Consider the following 16,559-nt stretch of genomic DNA (forward strand, 5'->3'; position numbering starts at 1 on the left):
GGCCTGCATCGAGGCGGCCATCACCGAGGTGCCGGCCGGCACGGTCACGTCCATGCCGTCGATCGTCAGGGTGACGGTCTGCTCGGCGACGCGGATCGGCGTGCCGTAATCGATCTCTTTGATGAGGGCCATGGAAGCCTCCTCACTCGGCCGCGACGGGCAGCGAGCCCGCGCGGGTGAAATCCTCGGGGAAATGGGTGATCGCGCTCATGACGGGCATCGGCGTCAGCCCGCCCATGGCGCAGAGCGACCCATCGGTCATGACCTCGCAGAGGTCTTCGATCAGCTTCAGGTTCGCCTCCGGCCGGATGCCGGCGATCACCTTGTCCATGGTCTCGACGCCGCGGGTCGCGCCGATGCGGCAGGGGGTACACTTGCCGCAGGATTCGGTGGCGCAGAACTCGAACGCGAACCGGGCCTGGCTGGCCATGTCGACGGTGTCGTCGAACACCACGATGCCGCCATGGCCGACCAGCCCGCTGCGCGCCGCGAAGGCTTCGTAGTCGAACGGCGTGTCGAACAATTCGCGCGGGAAGTAGGCGCCGAGCGGGCCGCCGACCTGCACCGCGCGCACCGGCCGCCCCGAGGCGGTGCCGCCGCCGATGTCGTCGACCAGTTCGCCGAGCGTGATGCCGAACGCCACTTCGAACAGCCCGCCATGCTTGATATTGCCGCCGAGCTGGATCGGCTTGGTGCCGCGCGAACGCCCCATGCCGCAATCCGCATAGGCCTGCGCGCCGCCAGCGAGGATGAAGGGGATCGCCGCAAAGGTCAGCACGTTGTTGATCACGGTGGGTAGGCCGAACAGCCCCTTATGCGCCGGCAGCGGCGGCTTGGCGCGGACCACGCCGCGCTTGCCCTCGAGGCTCTCCAGCATCGCGGTCTCTTCGCCGCAGATGTAAGCGCCAGCGCCGACCCGCACCTCGATGTCGAAATCGTGCCGCGAGCGGCCGATGCCGGGGCCGAGATAGCCGGCGCGGCGGGCGCCGGCGATCGCCGCGTTGATCGCCTCCACCGCGTGCGGATATTCCGAGCGAATGTAAATGTAGCCGCGGGTGGCGCCGACCGCGATGCCGGCGATGGTCATGCCCTCGATCACCATATAGGGATCGCCTTCCATGATCATGCGGTCGGCGAAGGTGCCCGAGTCACCCTCGTCGGCGTTGCAGCAGATGTATTTTTGCGCAGCATCGGCCTGCGAAACCGTGCGCCATTTGATGCCGGTCGGGAATCCGGCGCCGCCGCGGCCGCGCAGCCCGGACTTGATGACGTCGTCGATGATCGCCTCGGAGGAGAGCGCCAGCGCCCGCTGCAACCCCTCATAGCCGCCATGGGCGCGATAATCCTCGACCGAGCGCGGATCGATCACGCCGCAGCGCGCAAAGGTCAGCCTGGTCTGCCGCTTCAGCCACGGGATCTGTTCGGTGAGGCCGAGCCGCAAGGGATGCGGCCCGTCGGCCACGATGGCGTCGAGCACGGAGGCGACGTCGCCCGGCGTCAGCGGCCCGAACGCGATCCGCCCGGCGCCGGTGGAAACCTCGAGCATCGGCTCCAGCCAATACAGTCCGCGCGATCCGGTGCGCACCAATTCGAGGCTGACGCCGCGCTTGCGCGCGCCTAGTTCCAGTTCCAGCGCCACCTCGTCGGCACCGACGGCGACGGCTGCGGCATCGCGCGGAATGAAGATCTTGAGCTTCATCGCTGTGCCTCCGTCAGCAGAGCGTCGAGCCGCGTCGCGTCGAGCCGGCCGATCAATCGGCCGTCGAGCATCGCGGACGGCGCGGTGGCGCAGAGCCCTAAACAATACACCGGCTCGAGACTCACCACGCCGTCGCCGCGGGTCTCGCCGATCGACAGGCCGAGCTGCTGTTCGGCGCGCGCCGCCAGCGCATCGCCGCCGGCGGATTGGCAGGCTTCGGCGCGGCACAGCTTCAGCACGTGGCGGCCGGCCGGGGCCTTGCGGAAATCATGGTAGAAGGTGAACACGCCATGGACTTCGGCGCGCGACAGATTGAGCGCCAGCGCGATCATCGGGATCGCCGGCTGCGGGACGTAGCCGAACGCCTCCTGCAGCGCATGCAGGATCACCAGCGTCGCGCCTTGGTGGCTCTTCAGTTCGGCGATGATTTCCGCCGCGCGCTCGGAATCCCAGACTTCGTAGGCCACTGCCATCTCGCTCCCGACGCTTCCTCATTGGTATTTTGAGGTCATCAGAATGAGAATCTTTCCAAAGATCAATATGGCAGTCCGATGCTGCGATACGGAATCCCTATCGTTGCGGCGCGGCCGGCCGTCTGACTGCTCAGCTCTCCAGCGTCGGCGCCACCTCGCGGGCGACCTGCACCAGCGCGGCGATCAGCGGGGTCAGCGGATCGCGCGGCGGAACCACCAGGCCGATCGAATAGGTCACCACCGGGTCGACGATCGGGATGCTCCGCACCGCGTCGGAAAAGCCCAGGGTTTCCGCGAGTTTTGCCGGCATCACGCTGGCCCAGCGGCCGGTCTTGACGTGGGTATAGAGCACGATGATCGAATTCGAGGTCAGCGTCGGCTTGGCCTCGGTGCCCACCGCCTTCAACGCTCGATCGATGATGCGGCGGTTTTGCATATCCGGTGTGAGCAGGCACAGCGGCACCTGGCCGACCTCACGCCAGGTCACTTCGTCGCGATCGCCGAACATTCCATCCGGCGAGGTCAGCAGCCGGTAGCTCTCGTGATACAGCGGCACCGAACGGACTTTGCCGAGCGGCTCGTTTTCGATGTAGGTCAGCCCGGCGTCGACCTCGAGATTTTCCAATAGCCCCAGCACTTCGGCCGAGGTGCAGGACACGATGCGGAACTTGACGTCGGGGTGCCGCGCGCGAAACGGCGTGGTCAGCGCCGCGACCATGCCGAGCACGGTCGGGATCGCGGCGATGCGGATTTCGCCGGACAGCCCGTCCTTCAGCGTCTTGATCTCCTGGCGCATGGCGCGGACGTCGCCGACGATGCGCCGCGCCCAGTCCAGCGTGCGCTCGCCCTCCGGAGTGAAGCCCTGAAACCGCGAGCCGCGCTGCACCAGCATCACGCCGAGAATCTCTTCGAGCTGCTTCAGGCTGGTCGACATCGTCGGTTGGGTGACGCCGCAGGATTCCGCGGCGCGGCCGAAATGGCGCTCCTTAGCCAGCGCCAATAACAATTCGAGCTTGTCGATCAAGTCCTGCCCCGATTGTTCTTGCTTAGTTGATGGCGTTTCGCCGGCGATTGTAGTTCAGCGGACGTCGATTTTCTATCGCGATCACCGCGGCGGCGGTGACCTGATGCCGCTCCGGGAATGGGGCGCGATCACGGCCGCTCGTCGTCAAGCCGGCCTGACAGCTGCGGGCCTGGAAAGCGCGACCTCGTTCGATTTCAGCGTCTAACCGGGTCTGGCCCGGGATAAGCCGTGCGGGGTGCCGGCAATGCATGCTATAGCGTTTTCGAGCAAAGTGGATCCCGGTTCGCGTGAAGAAAACGCGTCAAAATAAGAATCTAGAGTTCCGGTACTGATCTATCAGAACCGGAATAGCTCTAGCCTGCGCAGTAACAACAAACAGGAGCACGACATGGCCAAGGGCGAGCAAAAGGGCAATCGGGAAACCAAGAAGCCCAAGAAGGAAAAGGTCAAGACCATCGCCGCGGCGCCGAGCCAGAAAGGCGCCGGCGGAAATTGGCAGCCGACCCAAGGCTCCGGCAAGAAGAAATAGCCGCAAAGACGCTGATTTCGCGCTGCGGCGCACACCGCCGCGGTCTGCGTACCTGATCATCGCCGGCGGCGGCGGCGCGCTTGTGCAGCCGTTGCCAAGGCCGGCCGATCGGGGCAAGCTAACGACCGCGCGACGGTACGGAGGATCCGATGAAGCACGATCTCGACGATCGCCACCGCGATCAGGACGGCGAAATCTCCAAGAAGCACGGCAACACGCTGGTCGGCACGCTGCGCAAGATCTATGGCCGCGGCTTTGCCGCAGGCCATCCGGACACGGCGAAGCTCAGTGATGTGCTGCAGGAACTCAACGAGACCTCGCTGAGCCAGCTGCGTCATGACCATGGGCCGGGCCATCTCGACAAGAAAATCGCCAAAGCGAGCAAGTAGTGGCGAAGGCGTCCGACTACACCATTCTCACCTTTCAGCGCAAACCGGGGCGGTGGCGCGCCAATGTCACGCCGCTGGCCGTCACGGCCGGCGCGCGGCAGAGCAAGACCATGCTGGGTTTCGTCACCGCCGAGGATTGCGAGACCGAGGAGGACGCGGTGAAGGCGGCGAACCAGGCGATCCGCGAGCTCGGTTAGATCGAAGCTATCGCGCGATGAGCCTTGCGCTATCGCGCCGGATCGATGCGCTTCGCAGCTTTTGGTGCGCTGCGCAGTTCTCTGATGCGCTGCGCGGCCCTTTGCTGCGCCTTGCCCTCCAATGCTGTCATTCCGGGGCGCGAGAGGGATAGCTCGAGCGAACCCGGAATCTCGCAGCACGTGGTGGCCTCGTCCGCCCGCGGCAAGATTCCGGGTTCGCTCGCCCAAGGGCTCGCGCCCCGGAATGACCCGCGGCTGTTCGGTAGGTCGGCAGTTGGTCGTTGCAGGTCCTACCAACGCAAGCCACCGCGCCGTTCAATCCCAAAACCGCTTCGCGGCGGCGAGTTCGGCGCCGGTCGCGGCGGCGGATTGCAGCAGTTGTGCGACCTTGCCGCGATCGCGCAGCGGCGGCAGCGTCGTTGCGGCGGCCGGCTTGCCGGACGGCACGGCCACCGAACGCGACAGCCGCTGCTGCACGGCGAGATCGTTCAGCGCGCCTAATCGATCGAGCAAGTCCTTCAGCTTCGACTGGAACGTGGCCAGCCGATCGGCGGTCTTACGGCCCTCGAACAGCGTCTCGAAAAAGCCGATCGCGTAGTACAATTTCTTGGCCGAAATCCGCAGCCGGTGGCGCTGCCGCACGTCGAGCTCATGCAGCCGGTCGGATTTGCGCATCACCTTGCGGGCGCGCCGCGCCACCACATCGCTGGCAAACTCCAATGCCCGGCGCGGCACCGGCTTCAGCGCCGGACGCTCCGCCCACGCCCCGGCCTCGATCCAGTGCCGGAGATCCTGCAGCAAGGCCCGGTAGCGCCGCGACTGCACCGCCGCCTTGGCGCCCGCGAACGCCCGGGTCCGTCGCGCCGCGATCTCGGTAAGCAACTCAGCGCGGCCGGCGGCGCGCTGACGCCTGATCCGCAATTCCAGCAGATGCAGATCGCGCGCCGGCGCCAGCCGGCTGGTCAGCCATTTCAGCTCGCGCTTCAGCCGCTCGGTTTCGGCGTGCTGCAGCAGGTCGGCGAACGCGGCGATCGCGGCGCGCAGCCGCCGCAGCCCGATCCGCATCTGATGCACGCCGTCCGGATTGCAGCTGCGCACCGCGGCCTCGTTGCCGACGACGTGGCGCAGCACCGACCTCGCGATCATGCGAAACGAATCGACCGTCGCAATGCCGCGCGGCAGCAGGATCTTCTCGGCCTTGCTGGCCTCGATCGACACGAGACCCTCGGTCGCTCGGCGGGGGACTGCCCTGCCATCGGATGTGCGCGCCCGGCCTACGGTCGCCTTAGCCATCTCGTCACGATCATCACCAATGGCCGGCAACTCAGCCGCACGCCAGATATCGACGACGCAGGTCGCAGCGGCTGGTGGTTATCACCAGGCGCAGCACCCGCCGCCAGTCTCAATTAGCATCGCTTGCCGGTGATTTTCAAGGAAACAGCCCGACCGATCGGCTATGGGCGCTACGCGCATCGCCGCATCGCGCTGTCATCACCAGAAATGGCACAAGACATGGCGAAATAGCCGCGCCGGTATTTAGCTATGTTGAAGGTGAGCGCTGCACGGCATCGTCCAGGCAGGAGCGCAACGCCGGCCACGTCGCAGCGGCCGTCAGCTGACCACCGCGGCGGCGGCATGATCACTACGGGTCGCGCCTGCGGAGGGCAGTGGCAGCGTGATCCGCACGATCAGGCCATGCGGCTTGCGGTCGTTCAGCGACAGCGTGCCGCCATGGGCGACCGCCACCGCCTGTGCGATCGACAGTCCGAGCCCGAAGCCGGAGGCCTCGTCCATGTTGCGGGCGTCGTCGCCGCGCACGAAGGGTTGCAGCACCGCGCTTTTCTGCGCGTCGGAAATGCCGGGGCCGTCGTCGGCGACGTCGATCGTCACCGCCTGCTCGGTGAAGTCGAGACCGATCGAGGCCTCGGCGCCGAACCGCACCGCGTTCTCCACGAGGTTGGTCACCGCCCGATGCAGGTCGTCGGGCCGTGCCATCACCGTGGCATGTGCCGGCCCATGATAGCTCACGACCTGCCCGGCATCGGTGAACTGATCAGCGACCAGTTGCAGCGTGGTGGCGATGTCGGTCAGCGTCATGGCCTCCAGGCTGCGGTCGTTGCGCAGGAAGGACAGCACCGATTCCAGCATCGAACGCATCTGGTCGAGGTCGCGCAGCATGTGGTTGCGGCAGGCGTCGTCCTCGATGAACTCGCAGCGCAGCCGCAGTCGGGTGATCGGCGTGCGCAGGTCGTGGCTGATCGCCGCCAGCATCTTGGTGCGGTCGTCGACCAACGCGGCGATGCGGGCGCGCATGTGGTTGAGCGCCCGGGCGACCGAACGGATCTCCTGCGGCCCGCGCTCCGGCAGCGGTGCCGCGGCGTTGTCCAGCCGGAAATTCTCCGCCGCCCTGGCGAACGACGACAGCGGCGCCGACAATGCCCGCGCCGCCCACAGCCCCAGCATGGTCAGGCTGACGATCACGAACAGCAGCGTCATCATGCCGGGTCCGCCCCAGAACGGCGGCCGGCGCTGCTCCGGCAACGCCCGCAGGGAAATCAGCGCGCCATCGGGCAGGGCCACGCCGACGCGATCGCCGGTGGCGCCCTCGAGCAGCAGGAGGTGATAGCTCCGCGGCAGGTGACGCAGCGGATGCGGCGGCCCCTCGCGGCCGGGCTCCAGCACCACATGCGCGCCCGGTTCGGCGGGCGCGATTTCAAAATGCGGAAACGTCCGCGCCATCGCCGCCATCAGCGCGGGCCGCTCGGCGGCGGGCGCGGTGCCGAGGATCTGAATCAGCGCGGTGAGTTCGCCGCGGCCATGATCGAACGGTTCCTGCTCGCCCGGCCGGTTGACGAAAAAGGTCACCGCGATGATGACGTGGATCACGATGATCGAAATCACCACGATCGCCGCGATCTGGCCGCTGATGCCTTTGGGAATGATCCAGCCGAGCCGGCTCATGTCTCCGCTGTGGGTGCTGGGAGCATCGGCTCGACCACCGGGGTGAACATGTAGCCGCCGGAGCGAATCGTCTTGATCAGCATGGCGTCCTGCGGGTCGGCCTCGATCTTGCGGCGGATCCGGCTGACCAGCACGTCGATGCTGCGGTCGAACGAGCCCGAATTGCGGCCCTGGGTCAGGTCGAGCAGCACCTCGCGCGACAGCACGCGGCCGGCGCGCTCGCAGAACGCCCGCAGCAGATCGAATTCGGCGCTGGTCAGCGCGACCCGCGCGCCGGCCGGATTGCGCAGTTCGCGCAGCCGGAAATCGATCCGCCAGCCGTCAAACGCGAACGCGGTGGCGCCGGCGCTCGACGGTGCGGTGGCGTTGAGCGCGGACGCCTGGCGGCGCAGCACCGCGTTGATGCGGGCCAACAGCTCGCGCGGGTTGAACGGCTTGACCATGTAGTCATCGGCGCCCATCTCGAGGCCAACGATGCGATCGACATCCTCGCCGCGCGCGGTCAGCATGATGATGGGCAGCTGCGATTTGGCGCGGACCTTGCGGCACAGGCTGAGGCCATCCTCGTCCGGCAGCATGACGTCCATGATCATCAAATCGACCCGGCGATCCGCCATCGCCTTGTGCATCTCGTGGCCATCGGCCGCCGCGGTGACGTGACAGCCGTTGGCGCGAAGATATTTCGCAATCAGCGCTCGGGTTTCGCGGTCGTCCTCGACCACCAGGATATTCGGAATAGCGACCATTCGATCCCTTTTCGCGATTTCGCGCGGGATGCAAAGGGTTTTTGGTTTCCCAATGTTTCCTGCGCCGCGCCGCCGATCCTACGCCATCGGCGCGCGCGGCACGAGGTCAGCGAAAAACCTCGCTGTCCCCGCGGGTTCCCGCGCACGGGACGGTGGCCCGCGAAGGCGGCGTGACCTGCGAGCGCAAACAAGTCGCCGCCCGCCGCCGGCGCAGTCTGGCGCGGCTTTGCTGTCTGCTGGTTAACCCGCCGGCGCGTAGAATTACCGGCAGCTGCTGCGACCGTCATCGGTTCCGGAGCGCGCCAAACCTCGCTACGCAACCTCGTTTACATCTTGCAGCGAAGCATCGTCCCGCGAGCGCGTCAGCTGCGCGCGCGCAGCCACGGCGCCATACGGGCCAGCGTGCCGTCATGCCGGAAATATTGATGCCACAGCGCGGCCACGACATGCACAAACACCAACACCAGGATGCCGTCGATGATCAGGCCGTGGGCGTTGCTGAACGCCTTGGCGAGTTCCGGCGACTTTTCCATCAGCGGCGGAATGCCGAGCAACGTCACGCCGCGGCCGGCGGCAATCACCATCGCCAGGCCGGTCACCGGCATCGCGATCAGCAGCAGATACAACAGGCCGTGCACCGCCTTGGCGGTGGTGTCGAGCAGCGGCGAGGTCTTGATCAGTTCGGGCGCCGGATGCGTCACCCGCCACAGCGTGCGCAGCAGCACCAGCGCCAGCACGACGACGCCGCCGGCCTTGTGCCAATCCATCACCACGCCGCGCTGCGCCTGCGGCAGCGCTTCGTGGAATTGGCCGCCGACGAACAACACGACAAGGAACAACGCGATGATCCAGTGCAGCCCGACGGACACGCCGTCATAACCGACGGAGGTTTTGCTGGACTCGATAGTAGTCATGAGATTTCCCGAGAATGCAGTTGGCTTTGCCGATTTTATGCCACGCGCATCTGGCCAAGTCATGACAGGAAATTGCACATCGATCGCAACAGCGCCGGCCACGGCCCTCCAGGCTCGCATTACGCCGCCGTGCGCTGTTTGGTCGCATCCTTGGCGTCGTGCAACCGGGCGCCCCGGATCAGGCCATAGATCGCCGGGATCACGATCAGCGTCAGCAACGTCGAGGAAATCATTCCGCCGATCATCGGCACCGCGATGCGCTGCATGATTTCCGAGCCGGTGCCGGTGCTCCACATGATCGGCAACAGCCCGGCCATGATCGCTACCACCGTCATCATCTTCGGCCGCACCCGCTCGACCGCGCCGTGCATGATCGCGTCATAGAGATCCTGCCGGCTCACCGCGGCGCCTTCGGCAGCCCGCTGCGCGGAGATCTCGGCAAACGCGTGATTGAGATAGATCAGCATCACCACGCCGGTCTCGGCGGCGACGCCGGCCAGCGCGATGAAGCCGACCACCACCGCGACCGAGAGGTTGAAGCCGAGCGCCCACATTAGCCAGATGCCGCCGACCAGCGCGAACGGCAGCGACGCCATCACGATCAGGGTGTCGGAGATCGCCCGGAAATTGAGATACAGCAACAGGAAGATGATGGTCAGCGTCACCGGCACCACGATCTTCAGCCGCGCCGCGGCGCGCTCGAGATATTCGTACTGCCCGCTCCACACCACATAATATCCGGTCGGAAACGCGATCGAAGCCTGCACTGCGGCCTTGGCGTCGGCGACGTAGCCGCCGAGGTCGCGGTCGCGGATGTCGACATAGATGTAGACCGCGAGCTGGCCGTTTTCGGTGCGGATCGAGGTCGGGCCGCGCGACGGCGTGATGCTGGCGATCTCGCCGAGCGGCACCGCGCCGCCGGCCGGCATCGCCACCAGCACGTCGCTGCCGATCGCCTGCGCGCTCGAGCGCAGGTCGCGCGGATAGCGCATGTTGACGGAAAACCGCTGCCGCCCCTCCACCGTGGTGGTCACGGTCTGGCCGCCGAGCGCGGTGGCGACAACGTCCTGGACGTCCTGCACGGCGATGCCGTAGCGCGCCAATGCCGCACGATCCGGCACCACGTCGAGATAGTAGCCGCCGAGCGCGCGCTCGGCATAGGCCGAGGAGGTGCCCGGCACGCTCTTCAGCACCTGCTCGATCTGCTTGGCGAGCTTGTCGATTTCCACCAGATCGGTACCCATCACCTTGACCCCGATCGGAGTGCGAATGCCGGTCGACAGCATGTCGATGCGCGATTTGATCGGCATGGTCCAGGCGTTGGAGACGCCCGGAAACTGCAGCGCGCGGTCCATCTCCGCGGTGAAGCTCTCGAGCGTGACGCCGGCGCGCCACTGCTCCTTGGGCTTCAAGTTGATGATGGTCTCGAACATCTCCAGCGGCGCCGGATCGGTGGCGGTGGAGGCGCGGCCGGCCTTGCCATAGACCGACGCCACCTCCTGGAACGAGCGGATGATCTTGTCCTGGGTCTGCAGCAGTTCCGCGGCCTTGGTGACGGAAATCCCCGGCAGCGTGGTCGGCATATAGAGCAGCGTGCCTTCGTTCAGCGCCGGCATGAATTCGGTGCCGAGCTGCCGCGCAGGCCACACCGTCACCGCCAGCACCGCGAGCGCGGCCACGATCACCAGCAGCTTGGCCCGCAGCACCGCCTTGATCGCCGGGCGATAGATCCAGATCAGCAGCCGGTTGATCGGATTGTTGCGCTCCGGGATGATGCGGCCGCGCACGCACAGCACCATCAACGCCGGCACCAGCGTCACCGACAAGATCGCCGCCGCCGCCATCGAGAAGGTCTTGGTAAAGGCCAGCGGGCTGAACAGCCGGCCCTCCTGCGACTCCAGCGTGAAGATCGGCATGAACGACACGGTGATGATCAACAGGCTGAAGAACAGCGCCGGACCGACTTCGGCGGCCGCCTCGATCAGCGCCGCGACCCGCGGCTTGTCCGGCGGCGCGCGCTCCAGATGCTTGTGGGCGTTCTCGATCATCACGATCGCGGCGTCGATCATCGCGCCGATCGCAATGGCGATGCCGCCGAGGCTCATGATGTTGGCGCCGAGGCCCAAGAGCTTCATGGTGGCGAACGCCATCAGGATGCCGACCGGCAGCATGATGATCGCCACCAGCGCGCTGCGCACATGCAGCAGGAACACGATGCACACCAACGCCACCACGATGCTCTCCTCGACCAGCGTGTGCTTGAGCGTGGCGATCGCGGCGTTGATCAGATTGGAGCGGTCATAGACCGCGACGATGTCGACCGAGGCCGGCAGGCTGGAAGCGATCTCCTTGAAGCGCTGCTTGACGTTGTCGATGACGTCGAGCGCGTTGACGCCGAAGCGCTGCAGCACGATGCCGCTAGCCACCTCACCCTCGCCGTTCAATTCGGTGAGGCCGCGGCGCTCGTCGGGCCCGAGTTCGACGCGGGCGACGTCGCGCAGCAGCACCGGCGTGCCGGCGGACGACTTCAGCACGACATTGCCGAGGTCGTTGATGTTCTTCAGATAGCCCTTGCCGCGCACGACATATTCGAATTCGGAGAGTTCGACGGTGCGGCCGCCGACGTCGGTGTTGCTGGCGCGGATCGCGTCGCGCACCTTCTGCATCGGAATGCCGAGGTCGCGCAGCCTTTGCGGATCGAGCACCACATTGTATTGCCGGACGAAGCCGCCGACGCTGGCGACCTCGGCGACGCCCTCCGCCTTGGCGAGCGCGAATTTCAGATTCCAGTCCTGGATGGTGCGGGTATCGGCGAGGTTCAACTCCTTTGACATCACCGCGTATTGATAGACCCAGCCGACCCCGGTGGCGTCCGGGCCGATGGTCGGCGTGACGCCGGTGGGCAGCCGCGACGCCGCGCCGTTCAAGAATTCCAGCACCCGCGAGCGCGCCCAATAGATGTCGGTGCCGTCGTCGAAAATCACATAGACGAACGACACGCCGAAGAACGAGAAGCCGCGCACCACCTTGGAATGCGGCACGGTGAGCATCGCCGTGGTCAACGGATAGGTGACCTGGTCCTCGATCACCTGCGGCGCCTGGCCGGAATATTCGGTGTAGACGATGACTTGCGTATCGGAGAGATCCGGGATCGCGTCGAGCGGCAGATGCGCCAGCGCATAGAGCCCGGCGGCGGCGGCAAAGCCGGCGCCGAACAGCACCAGGAGCAGGTTGCGCGCCGACCAGGCGATCAGGCGGGCGATCATTTCGCGGCTCCGGCGTCGGAGAAGGCGTTCAGCGCGGCCTTCAGATTACTCTCGGCGTCGATCAGGAAGTTGGCCGACACCACCACCGCCTCGCCGTCGCTGACGCCGCTGCGCAGTTCGACATAACCGCCGCCGCGATGTCCGAGCGTGACGTTGCGCGGCTCGAAGCGACCCTCGCCCTTCTGCACCAGCACCACCTGGCGCTCGCCGGAATCCAGCACCGCGCTGTCCGGCACCGCCAGCACCGGCTGCGGATTGCCGGTGTCGATCTCGGCATCGAGATACATTTCGGGCAACAGCGCCAGATCGGGGTTGGGCAGTTCGATGCGGATTCGCGCGGTGCGGGTGTCGCGATTGACCTGCGGATAGATCACGCTGACGCGGCCGTCGAACACCCGGCCGGGATAGCCGCGGGCGCGCACGCTCACCACTTGCCCGACCGACAGCGAACCGAGGTCGCGCTCGGCGACATCGACCAGCGCCCACACCAGCGAGATATCGGCGATCCGGAACAGCACGTCGCCGGGGTTGGCGCGGGCGCCCTCGATGGCGTTGCGCTCTAGCACGATGCCGTCGCGCGGCGCCGCCCATTGCAGCACGGTCGGCACCGGGCCGCCCTTCTCCATCGCGACGATCGCCGCCTCCGGCACGTCGAGATTGACCAGCCGCTGCCGCGAACCGCGGCCGTAGGTGGCGACGCCGCCGGTGGTCTTGGACTGGATGGTGGCGACGAATTCGGCTGCCGCCGACGAGATGGTGGGCGAATAGATCTGCATCAGAGGCTCGCCCTTCACCACCTTGCCGCCGGTGGTGACGTTGGCTACGCTCTGGATGAAGCTCTCCGAACGCATCGCGATCACCGAGACCCTTCGCTCGTCGAGCTGGATCGCGCCCGGCGCGCGGATCACGGTGCGGATCAGCCGCATCGCCGCGCGCTCCGATTGCACGCCGCTGCGCTGGATCTTCTGCGGCGACAGCGACACCGAGCCGTCGTCGCTGTCCTCGCCCTCATAGACCGGGATGTAGTTCATCCCCATCGAATCCTTCTTCGGCACCGGCGAGGTATCGGCCAGCCCCATCGGATTGCGATAGAATCTGATCTTGCGCTCGCCGCCGGCGATGGCGGCGGCCGGCGCCGCCACGGGCGCAGACGCTGGAGACGCCGCATCGTCGTCGAAGCTGAGATCGGCGCCAGCCGGCACCGCGCGAAACGCCCGGCCGTCCGTCGTGGTCTTCGGCGTCAGCGAATACACCGGCTTGCCGTCGGGGTGCTGATAATAGATCGGCTCGTCGCCGCTTTGCGCCGCCGCCGGCGCCACCAGCGCCGCGATGAGCGCGCGGGCATGCATCAGATGCCCGCCGCCACCGGACAGCGCGCCACCCGCCGCCGCGATCAACGCGGCGGCGGTGGCGCAGGCGAGGCCCGCGCGGCTCATTTGTTCGCCGTGATGACGAGCTTGCCTTCGACGGTGCCGGTCTCGCCCTGCACCTTGGCGCCGAGCGACAGCAGCCATTTGCCTTCCATGCCGAAGGTGGCCTTGAACTTGTAGACCCCGGGCTCGGCGCTGCCCGGCTGCAGCGCGATCTTGGTGGCCATTTCGGCCATGCCTTCCGGCGCCATGTCGAGCCTTGTGGCGAAGATCACCGCGTCGGGCACCGGCTGGCCGGTGGCCTTGTTCACCAGCTTGACGCTGACGATCTTGTCCTTGCCCGCGGCGATGACGGGGTCGAGCAGCTTGAATTCGTAGTCCTTGATCTCGGCGCGGGCGATGCCGGCAGCGCCGAACAGGCCAAGGCCGATGAGCGCGGCGGCGAGCGCGCGCGAGCGAAGCGTGGTCATATGAGAATCCTCGAAATAATGGTCTGGCCGCAAAGCGGCATGCATCACTCCGCGCGACATGCTCGCGCGGCAGCAAACGACGCCAAAGCGCCGTTCAGACCAGGTTTCGAGGTGGATGTTCCGGGGGTGAATCGCCGATGCCGTCGGCGCGGGCATCGCTATGGCGTGGCAGCGCGTTGCCGGGCATCACGAAGCCCGGCTGCAACAGCACCACCGGCATTGCGACGAAGCCGGACGACATGCAGCCGATCATCGCCACGCATTTGTCGCAGCCGGTCGGCACCGGCGCCTGCGCCGGGCAGCACGGCATCTCGCTCGACATCTCCGCGGCGGCCATCAGATCGGGAGCCGTCATGCCAGCGGCGAGGTCCTCGCCGCTCGGCGCGGCGGCGATCTGATCCGCCCCCGCGAGGCCAGCCTGCATCATGGCCGCCTGCATCGCGCCATGCGACGGCGCCTCGGCCATCGCCGGTCGAGCCAACGGCGCCATAGCCAAGCCTGCGATCATGACGATCGCCAGCAGCCGGCGGATGGTGACGAAGCTTTTCACGGCACTAGTTTCTCATAACCCCCGGGCTTTGCAAAGCCCCGGCGGCCTCCGCATCATGCCGGGGCTGGCGCCGTCGATCTTGAGCGACATCAACCGCAGCAACGAAACCCGGCGCTCACGCCGCGCGGCTTTGCCGCTCGCCGCGGTGCAGAAACAGCAGGAACTCGCGCACTGTCTGGCCCAGCGTGGCGGATTGTTCCGCCAGCGTGCTGGAGGCGCGCAGCGTGGTGTCGGCGTGCTGTTCGGTGACGCCGGCGTCGGCGCTGACCACGTTAATGTTACCGGAAATTTCCCGGATTCCGGCGAACGCCTGCTCGATGTTCCGCGCCACCTCGGAGGTGGCGGCGGTCTGCGCCTGCACGCCCAGCGAGACGTGGCTGGTGATCTCGTCGACCTCGCCGATCGCGCCGCCGATGGTCGAAATCGCGTCGACCGCGGCCCTGGTGGTGGACTGCACCTCGGCAATGCTGAGCGAGATTTCATGAGTCGCCCGCGCGGTCTGCGCCGCCAGCGATTTGACCTCCTGCGCCACCACGGAAAAGCCGCGGCCAGCCTCACCGGCGCGCGCCGCCTCGATGGTGGCGTTGAGCGCCAACAGATTGGTCTGCGCGGCGATCTCGTCGATCAATTGCACGATGGCGCCGATCCGCTCGGTGGCGGTCGACAGGCTGCCCACGGTGAGCCGGGCTTCCCCGACCCGCACCACGGCGGTCCGGGCGATCGCGGCAGAGCGGGCAACGTTCTGCGCGATTTCGCCGGCCGATGCGGTCAGTTCGGCGGTCGCCGCGGCCACGGTTTCCATGTTGGCGGAGGCCTGTTGCGAGGCGGTCGACACCGCATTGGCGCGCTCGCGCGTCGCGGTGGCGCCGCGGCCGAGGCTGCCCGCGGTTTGCCCCATGTTTCCGGAGGCCGACGACACCGTCTCGATCACCGCGCTGACCGCGCCTTCGAACTGCGCGGTGTTGGCGTTGAACGCGGCGACGCGCTGCTCGATCGCCCGCATTGCCTCGTTGATGGTCTGGCTGGCGATCAGCAGCGAGCCGCGCAGCCCCTGCGGCAGGATGTGGCGATAATATTTGTCGTCGCGGATCGCCGCCATCGCCGCGCTGGCCTCGCGGACGAAGGCGTCGCAACGGTCGGTCATGTCGTTGAATTCCTGCTGCAGCGCGCCGATCGCGCCGCGCTCGCGGATATTCAGCACACGCGCCTCGAAATCGCCGTCGCGCAGCCGCCGGCACACCTGCGTGAGATCCGCGATCACCCGGTCCAGCTTCGACAGCGACATGCCGACCGCGCCGAGCGCCGCCAACGCGGTGAGCACGCCCCCCAGCGCCAGAGCCTGCTTTTCGGCCACCACGCCGCCGAGCGTGACCAGCAGCGCCGCGGCCGCAACGCCGAGCCCGAGCGCGGCTTTAAAGAGAGAAGACGAGTTGGTCATAGGTCATGTTCTTTGCGGTCACGAAGTCGGTCAGGTGGCGATAACCCTGCGCCAGGCCGTCCTTGGCGTTGCGCTGGCTCTTCTCCTCGCGCAGCAAGGCCGCATAGACCGGCGCGATCTCGGTAATAACCCGGCGTTCCGGCACGCGGCGATTGGAATGAAAGCCGATCACACGGCCCTGCGCGTCGAACGACGGCGTGACGTGGGCGAACACCCAGTAGAAATCGCCGCGTCGCGACATGTTCTTGACGTAGGCGAAAATCTCGCGGCCCTCGTTCAAGGTATCCCACAACAGCTTGAACACGCAGCGCGGCATATCGGGATGGCGGATGATGCTATGCGGCTGGCCAAGCAGCTCCGCCTCGCGGTAACCGGCGAGGTCGCAGAACACCTTGTTGGCGTAGGTGATCCGCCCCTTGAGGTCGGTCTTGGAGACGATGATGTCGTCGGCGTTGAAAAACAATTCGACGCTGGTTGGCGTAACCGCTGCTGGCACGGGCTACATTCCGGCTAAAGAACAATACCAGCATTGT

Annotated in this window: 18 protein-coding genes; 4 read left to right on the forward strand and 14 right to left on the reverse strand. The window is 66.7% G+C overall.

The annotated features are described in order from the left end of the window. From VGC77_RS23640 to VGC77_RS00015, 4 genes are all read right to left on the reverse strand, one after another. On the reverse strand, positions 1 to 132 hold a 132-nt coding region (locus VGC77_RS23640; protein ID WP_414709584.1), incomplete at its 3' end, for a 2Fe-2S iron-sulfur cluster-binding protein. A gap of 10 nt (positions 133 to 142) precedes the next feature. Further along, positions 143 to 1,699: an NADH-quinone oxidoreductase subunit NuoF gene (locus tag VGC77_RS00005; protein WP_331169524.1), complete on the reverse strand. Its 1,557-nt coding sequence runs from the start codon at positions 1,697 to 1,699 to the stop codon at positions 143 to 145. Further along, complete coding sequence (locus VGC77_RS00010; RefSeq protein ID WP_331169525.1) at positions 1,696 to 2,172, reverse strand: formate dehydrogenase subunit gamma; 477 nt, start codon at positions 2,170 to 2,172, stop codon at positions 1,696 to 1,698. The genes VGC77_RS00005 and VGC77_RS00010 overlap by 4 nt, the downstream gene beginning before the upstream one ends. 130 nt (positions 2,173 to 2,302) lie before the next feature. Then, on the reverse strand, positions 2,303 to 3,196 hold the full coding sequence (locus VGC77_RS00015) for a LysR family transcriptional regulator (RefSeq protein ID WP_331169526.1): 894 nt from the start codon (positions 3,194 to 3,196) through the stop codon (positions 2,303 to 2,305). Between VGC77_RS00015 and VGC77_RS00020 the strand changes: the two genes are divergently transcribed. From VGC77_RS00020 to VGC77_RS00035, 4 genes are all read left to right on the forward strand, one after another. Beyond that, positions 3,186 to 3,401 (forward strand): hypothetical protein, encoded by a 216-nt coding sequence (locus tag VGC77_RS00020; protein ID WP_331169527.1) that lies wholly within the window; start codon positions 3,186 to 3,188, stop codon positions 3,399 to 3,401. The two genes, VGC77_RS00015 and VGC77_RS00020, sit on opposite strands and share 11 nt — an antisense overlap. Before the next feature lie 183 nt (positions 3,402 to 3,584). Beyond that, a complete protein-coding gene (locus VGC77_RS00025) occupies positions 3,585 to 3,725 on the forward strand; it encodes a hypothetical protein (protein ID WP_331169528.1) in 141 nt (46 codons plus the stop codon). A gap of 149 nt (positions 3,726 to 3,874) precedes the next feature. Next, positions 3,875 to 4,114 carry a hypothetical protein gene (locus VGC77_RS00030; protein WP_331169529.1) on the forward strand — a complete coding sequence of 80 codons (240 nt, stop codon included), beginning with the start codon at positions 3,875 to 3,877 and terminating at the stop codon, positions 4,112 to 4,114. Then, the gene (locus VGC77_RS00035) at positions 4,114 to 4,311 is read left to right on the forward strand and encodes a hypothetical protein (RefSeq protein WP_331169530.1); all 198 of its coding nucleotides are present in this window, start codon (positions 4,114 to 4,116) and stop codon (positions 4,309 to 4,311) included. Before VGC77_RS00030 ends, VGC77_RS00035 begins: the two co-directional genes overlap by 1 nt. A gap of 315 nt (positions 4,312 to 4,626) precedes the next feature. Here VGC77_RS00035 and VGC77_RS00040 read toward each other — a convergent pair whose 3' ends face one another. The 10 genes from VGC77_RS00040 to VGC77_RS00085 all read right to left on the reverse strand — a co-directional run bounded on the left by VGC77_RS00040 (position 4,627) and on the right by VGC77_RS00085 (position 16,522). Further along, a complete protein-coding gene (locus tag VGC77_RS00040) occupies positions 4,627 to 5,529 on the reverse strand; it encodes a CHAD domain-containing protein (protein ID WP_331169531.1) in 903 nt (300 codons plus the stop codon). A gap of 393 nt (positions 5,530 to 5,922) precedes the next feature. After that, the gene (locus VGC77_RS00045; protein WP_331169532.1) at positions 5,923 to 7,272 is read right to left on the reverse strand and encodes an ATP-binding protein; all 1,350 of its coding nucleotides are present in this window, start codon (positions 7,270 to 7,272) and stop codon (positions 5,923 to 5,925) included. After that, positions 7,269 to 8,018, reverse strand: coding sequence for a response regulator (locus VGC77_RS00050; protein WP_331169533.1), 750 nt, complete (start codon positions 8,016 to 8,018; stop codon positions 7,269 to 7,271). The genes VGC77_RS00045 and VGC77_RS00050 overlap by 4 nt, the downstream gene beginning before the upstream one ends. A 362-nt stretch (positions 8,019 to 8,380) precedes the next feature. Then, positions 8,381 to 8,932: a cytochrome b gene (locus VGC77_RS00055; protein WP_331169534.1), complete on the reverse strand. Its 552-nt coding sequence runs from the start codon at positions 8,930 to 8,932 to the stop codon at positions 8,381 to 8,383. Positions 8,933 to 9,051: 119 nt separating this feature from the next. Then, complete coding sequence (locus tag VGC77_RS00060; RefSeq protein WP_331169535.1) at positions 9,052 to 12,198, reverse strand: CusA/CzcA family heavy metal efflux RND transporter; 3,147 nt, start codon at positions 12,196 to 12,198, stop codon at positions 9,052 to 9,054. Next, a complete protein-coding gene (locus VGC77_RS00065) occupies positions 12,195 to 13,634 on the reverse strand; it encodes an efflux RND transporter periplasmic adaptor subunit (protein WP_331169536.1) in 1,440 nt (479 codons plus the stop codon). Before VGC77_RS00065 ends, VGC77_RS00060 begins: the two co-directional genes overlap by 4 nt. Beyond that, positions 13,631 to 14,038 carry a FixH family protein gene (locus VGC77_RS00070; RefSeq protein WP_331169537.1) on the reverse strand — a complete coding sequence of 136 codons (408 nt, stop codon included), beginning with the start codon at positions 14,036 to 14,038 and terminating at the stop codon, positions 13,631 to 13,633. Before VGC77_RS00070 ends, VGC77_RS00065 begins: the two co-directional genes overlap by 4 nt. 94 nt (positions 14,039 to 14,132) lie before the next feature. Beyond that, positions 14,133 to 14,588 (reverse strand): hypothetical protein, encoded by a 456-nt coding sequence (locus VGC77_RS00075; protein ID WP_331169538.1) that lies wholly within the window; start codon positions 14,586 to 14,588, stop codon positions 14,133 to 14,135. A 115-nt stretch (positions 14,589 to 14,703) separates the two neighbouring features. Further along, positions 14,704 to 16,026 carry a HAMP domain-containing methyl-accepting chemotaxis protein gene (locus tag VGC77_RS00080; protein WP_331169539.1) on the reverse strand — a complete coding sequence of 441 codons (1,323 nt, stop codon included), beginning with the start codon at positions 16,024 to 16,026 and terminating at the stop codon, positions 14,704 to 14,706. Then, positions 16,001 to 16,522 (reverse strand): PAS domain-containing protein, encoded by a 522-nt coding sequence (locus tag VGC77_RS00085; protein ID WP_331169540.1) that lies wholly within the window; start codon positions 16,520 to 16,522, stop codon positions 16,001 to 16,003. Before VGC77_RS00085 ends, VGC77_RS00080 begins: the two co-directional genes overlap by 26 nt. Positions 16,523 to 16,559 lie beyond the last annotated feature (37 nt).

The sequence above is a fragment of the Rhodopseudomonas sp. genome (assembly GCF_036404135.1).
Lineage (GTDB): Bacteria > Pseudomonadota > Alphaproteobacteria > Rhizobiales > Xanthobacteraceae > Rhodopseudomonas_A.

Excerpts from the sequence above, each read along its gene's own strand:
- VGC77_RS00005 (WP_331169524.1), bottom strand. The coding sequence starts at position 1,699 with ATGAAGCTCAAGATCTTCATTCCGCGCGATGCCGCAGCCGTCGCCGTC.
- VGC77_RS00010 (WP_331169525.1), bottom strand. The coding sequence starts at position 2,172 with ATGGCAGTGGCCTACGAAGTCTGGGATTCCGAGCGCGCGGCGGAAATC.
- VGC77_RS00025 (WP_331169528.1), top strand. The coding sequence starts at position 3,585 with ATGGCCAAGGGCGAGCAAAAGGGCAATCGGGAAACCAAGAAGCCCAAG.
- VGC77_RS00030 (WP_331169529.1), top strand. The coding sequence starts at position 3,875 with ATGAAGCACGATCTCGACGATCGCCACCGCGATCAGGACGGCGAAATC.
- VGC77_RS00045 (WP_331169532.1), bottom strand. The coding sequence starts at position 7,272 with ATGAGCCGGCTCGGCTGGATCATTCCCAAAGGCATCAGCGGCCAGATC.
- VGC77_RS00050 (WP_331169533.1), bottom strand. The coding sequence starts at position 8,018 with ATGGTCGCTATTCCGAATATCCTGGTGGTCGAGGACGACCGCGAAACC.
- VGC77_RS00055 (WP_331169534.1), bottom strand. The coding sequence starts at position 8,932 with ATGACTACTATCGAGTCCAGCAAAACCTCCGTCGGTTATGACGGCGTG.
- VGC77_RS00060 (WP_331169535.1), bottom strand. The coding sequence starts at position 12,198 with ATGATCGCCCGCCTGATCGCCTGGTCGGCGCGCAACCTGCTCCTGGTG.
- VGC77_RS00065 (WP_331169536.1), bottom strand. The coding sequence starts at position 13,634 with ATGAGCCGCGCGGGCCTCGCCTGCGCCACCGCCGCCGCGTTGATCGCG.
- VGC77_RS00070 (WP_331169537.1), bottom strand. The coding sequence starts at position 14,038 with ATGACCACGCTTCGCTCGCGCGCGCTCGCCGCCGCGCTCATCGGCCTT.
- VGC77_RS00080 (WP_331169539.1), bottom strand. The coding sequence starts at position 16,026 with ATGACCAACTCGTCTTCTCTCTTTAAAGCCGCGCTCGGGCTCGGCGTT.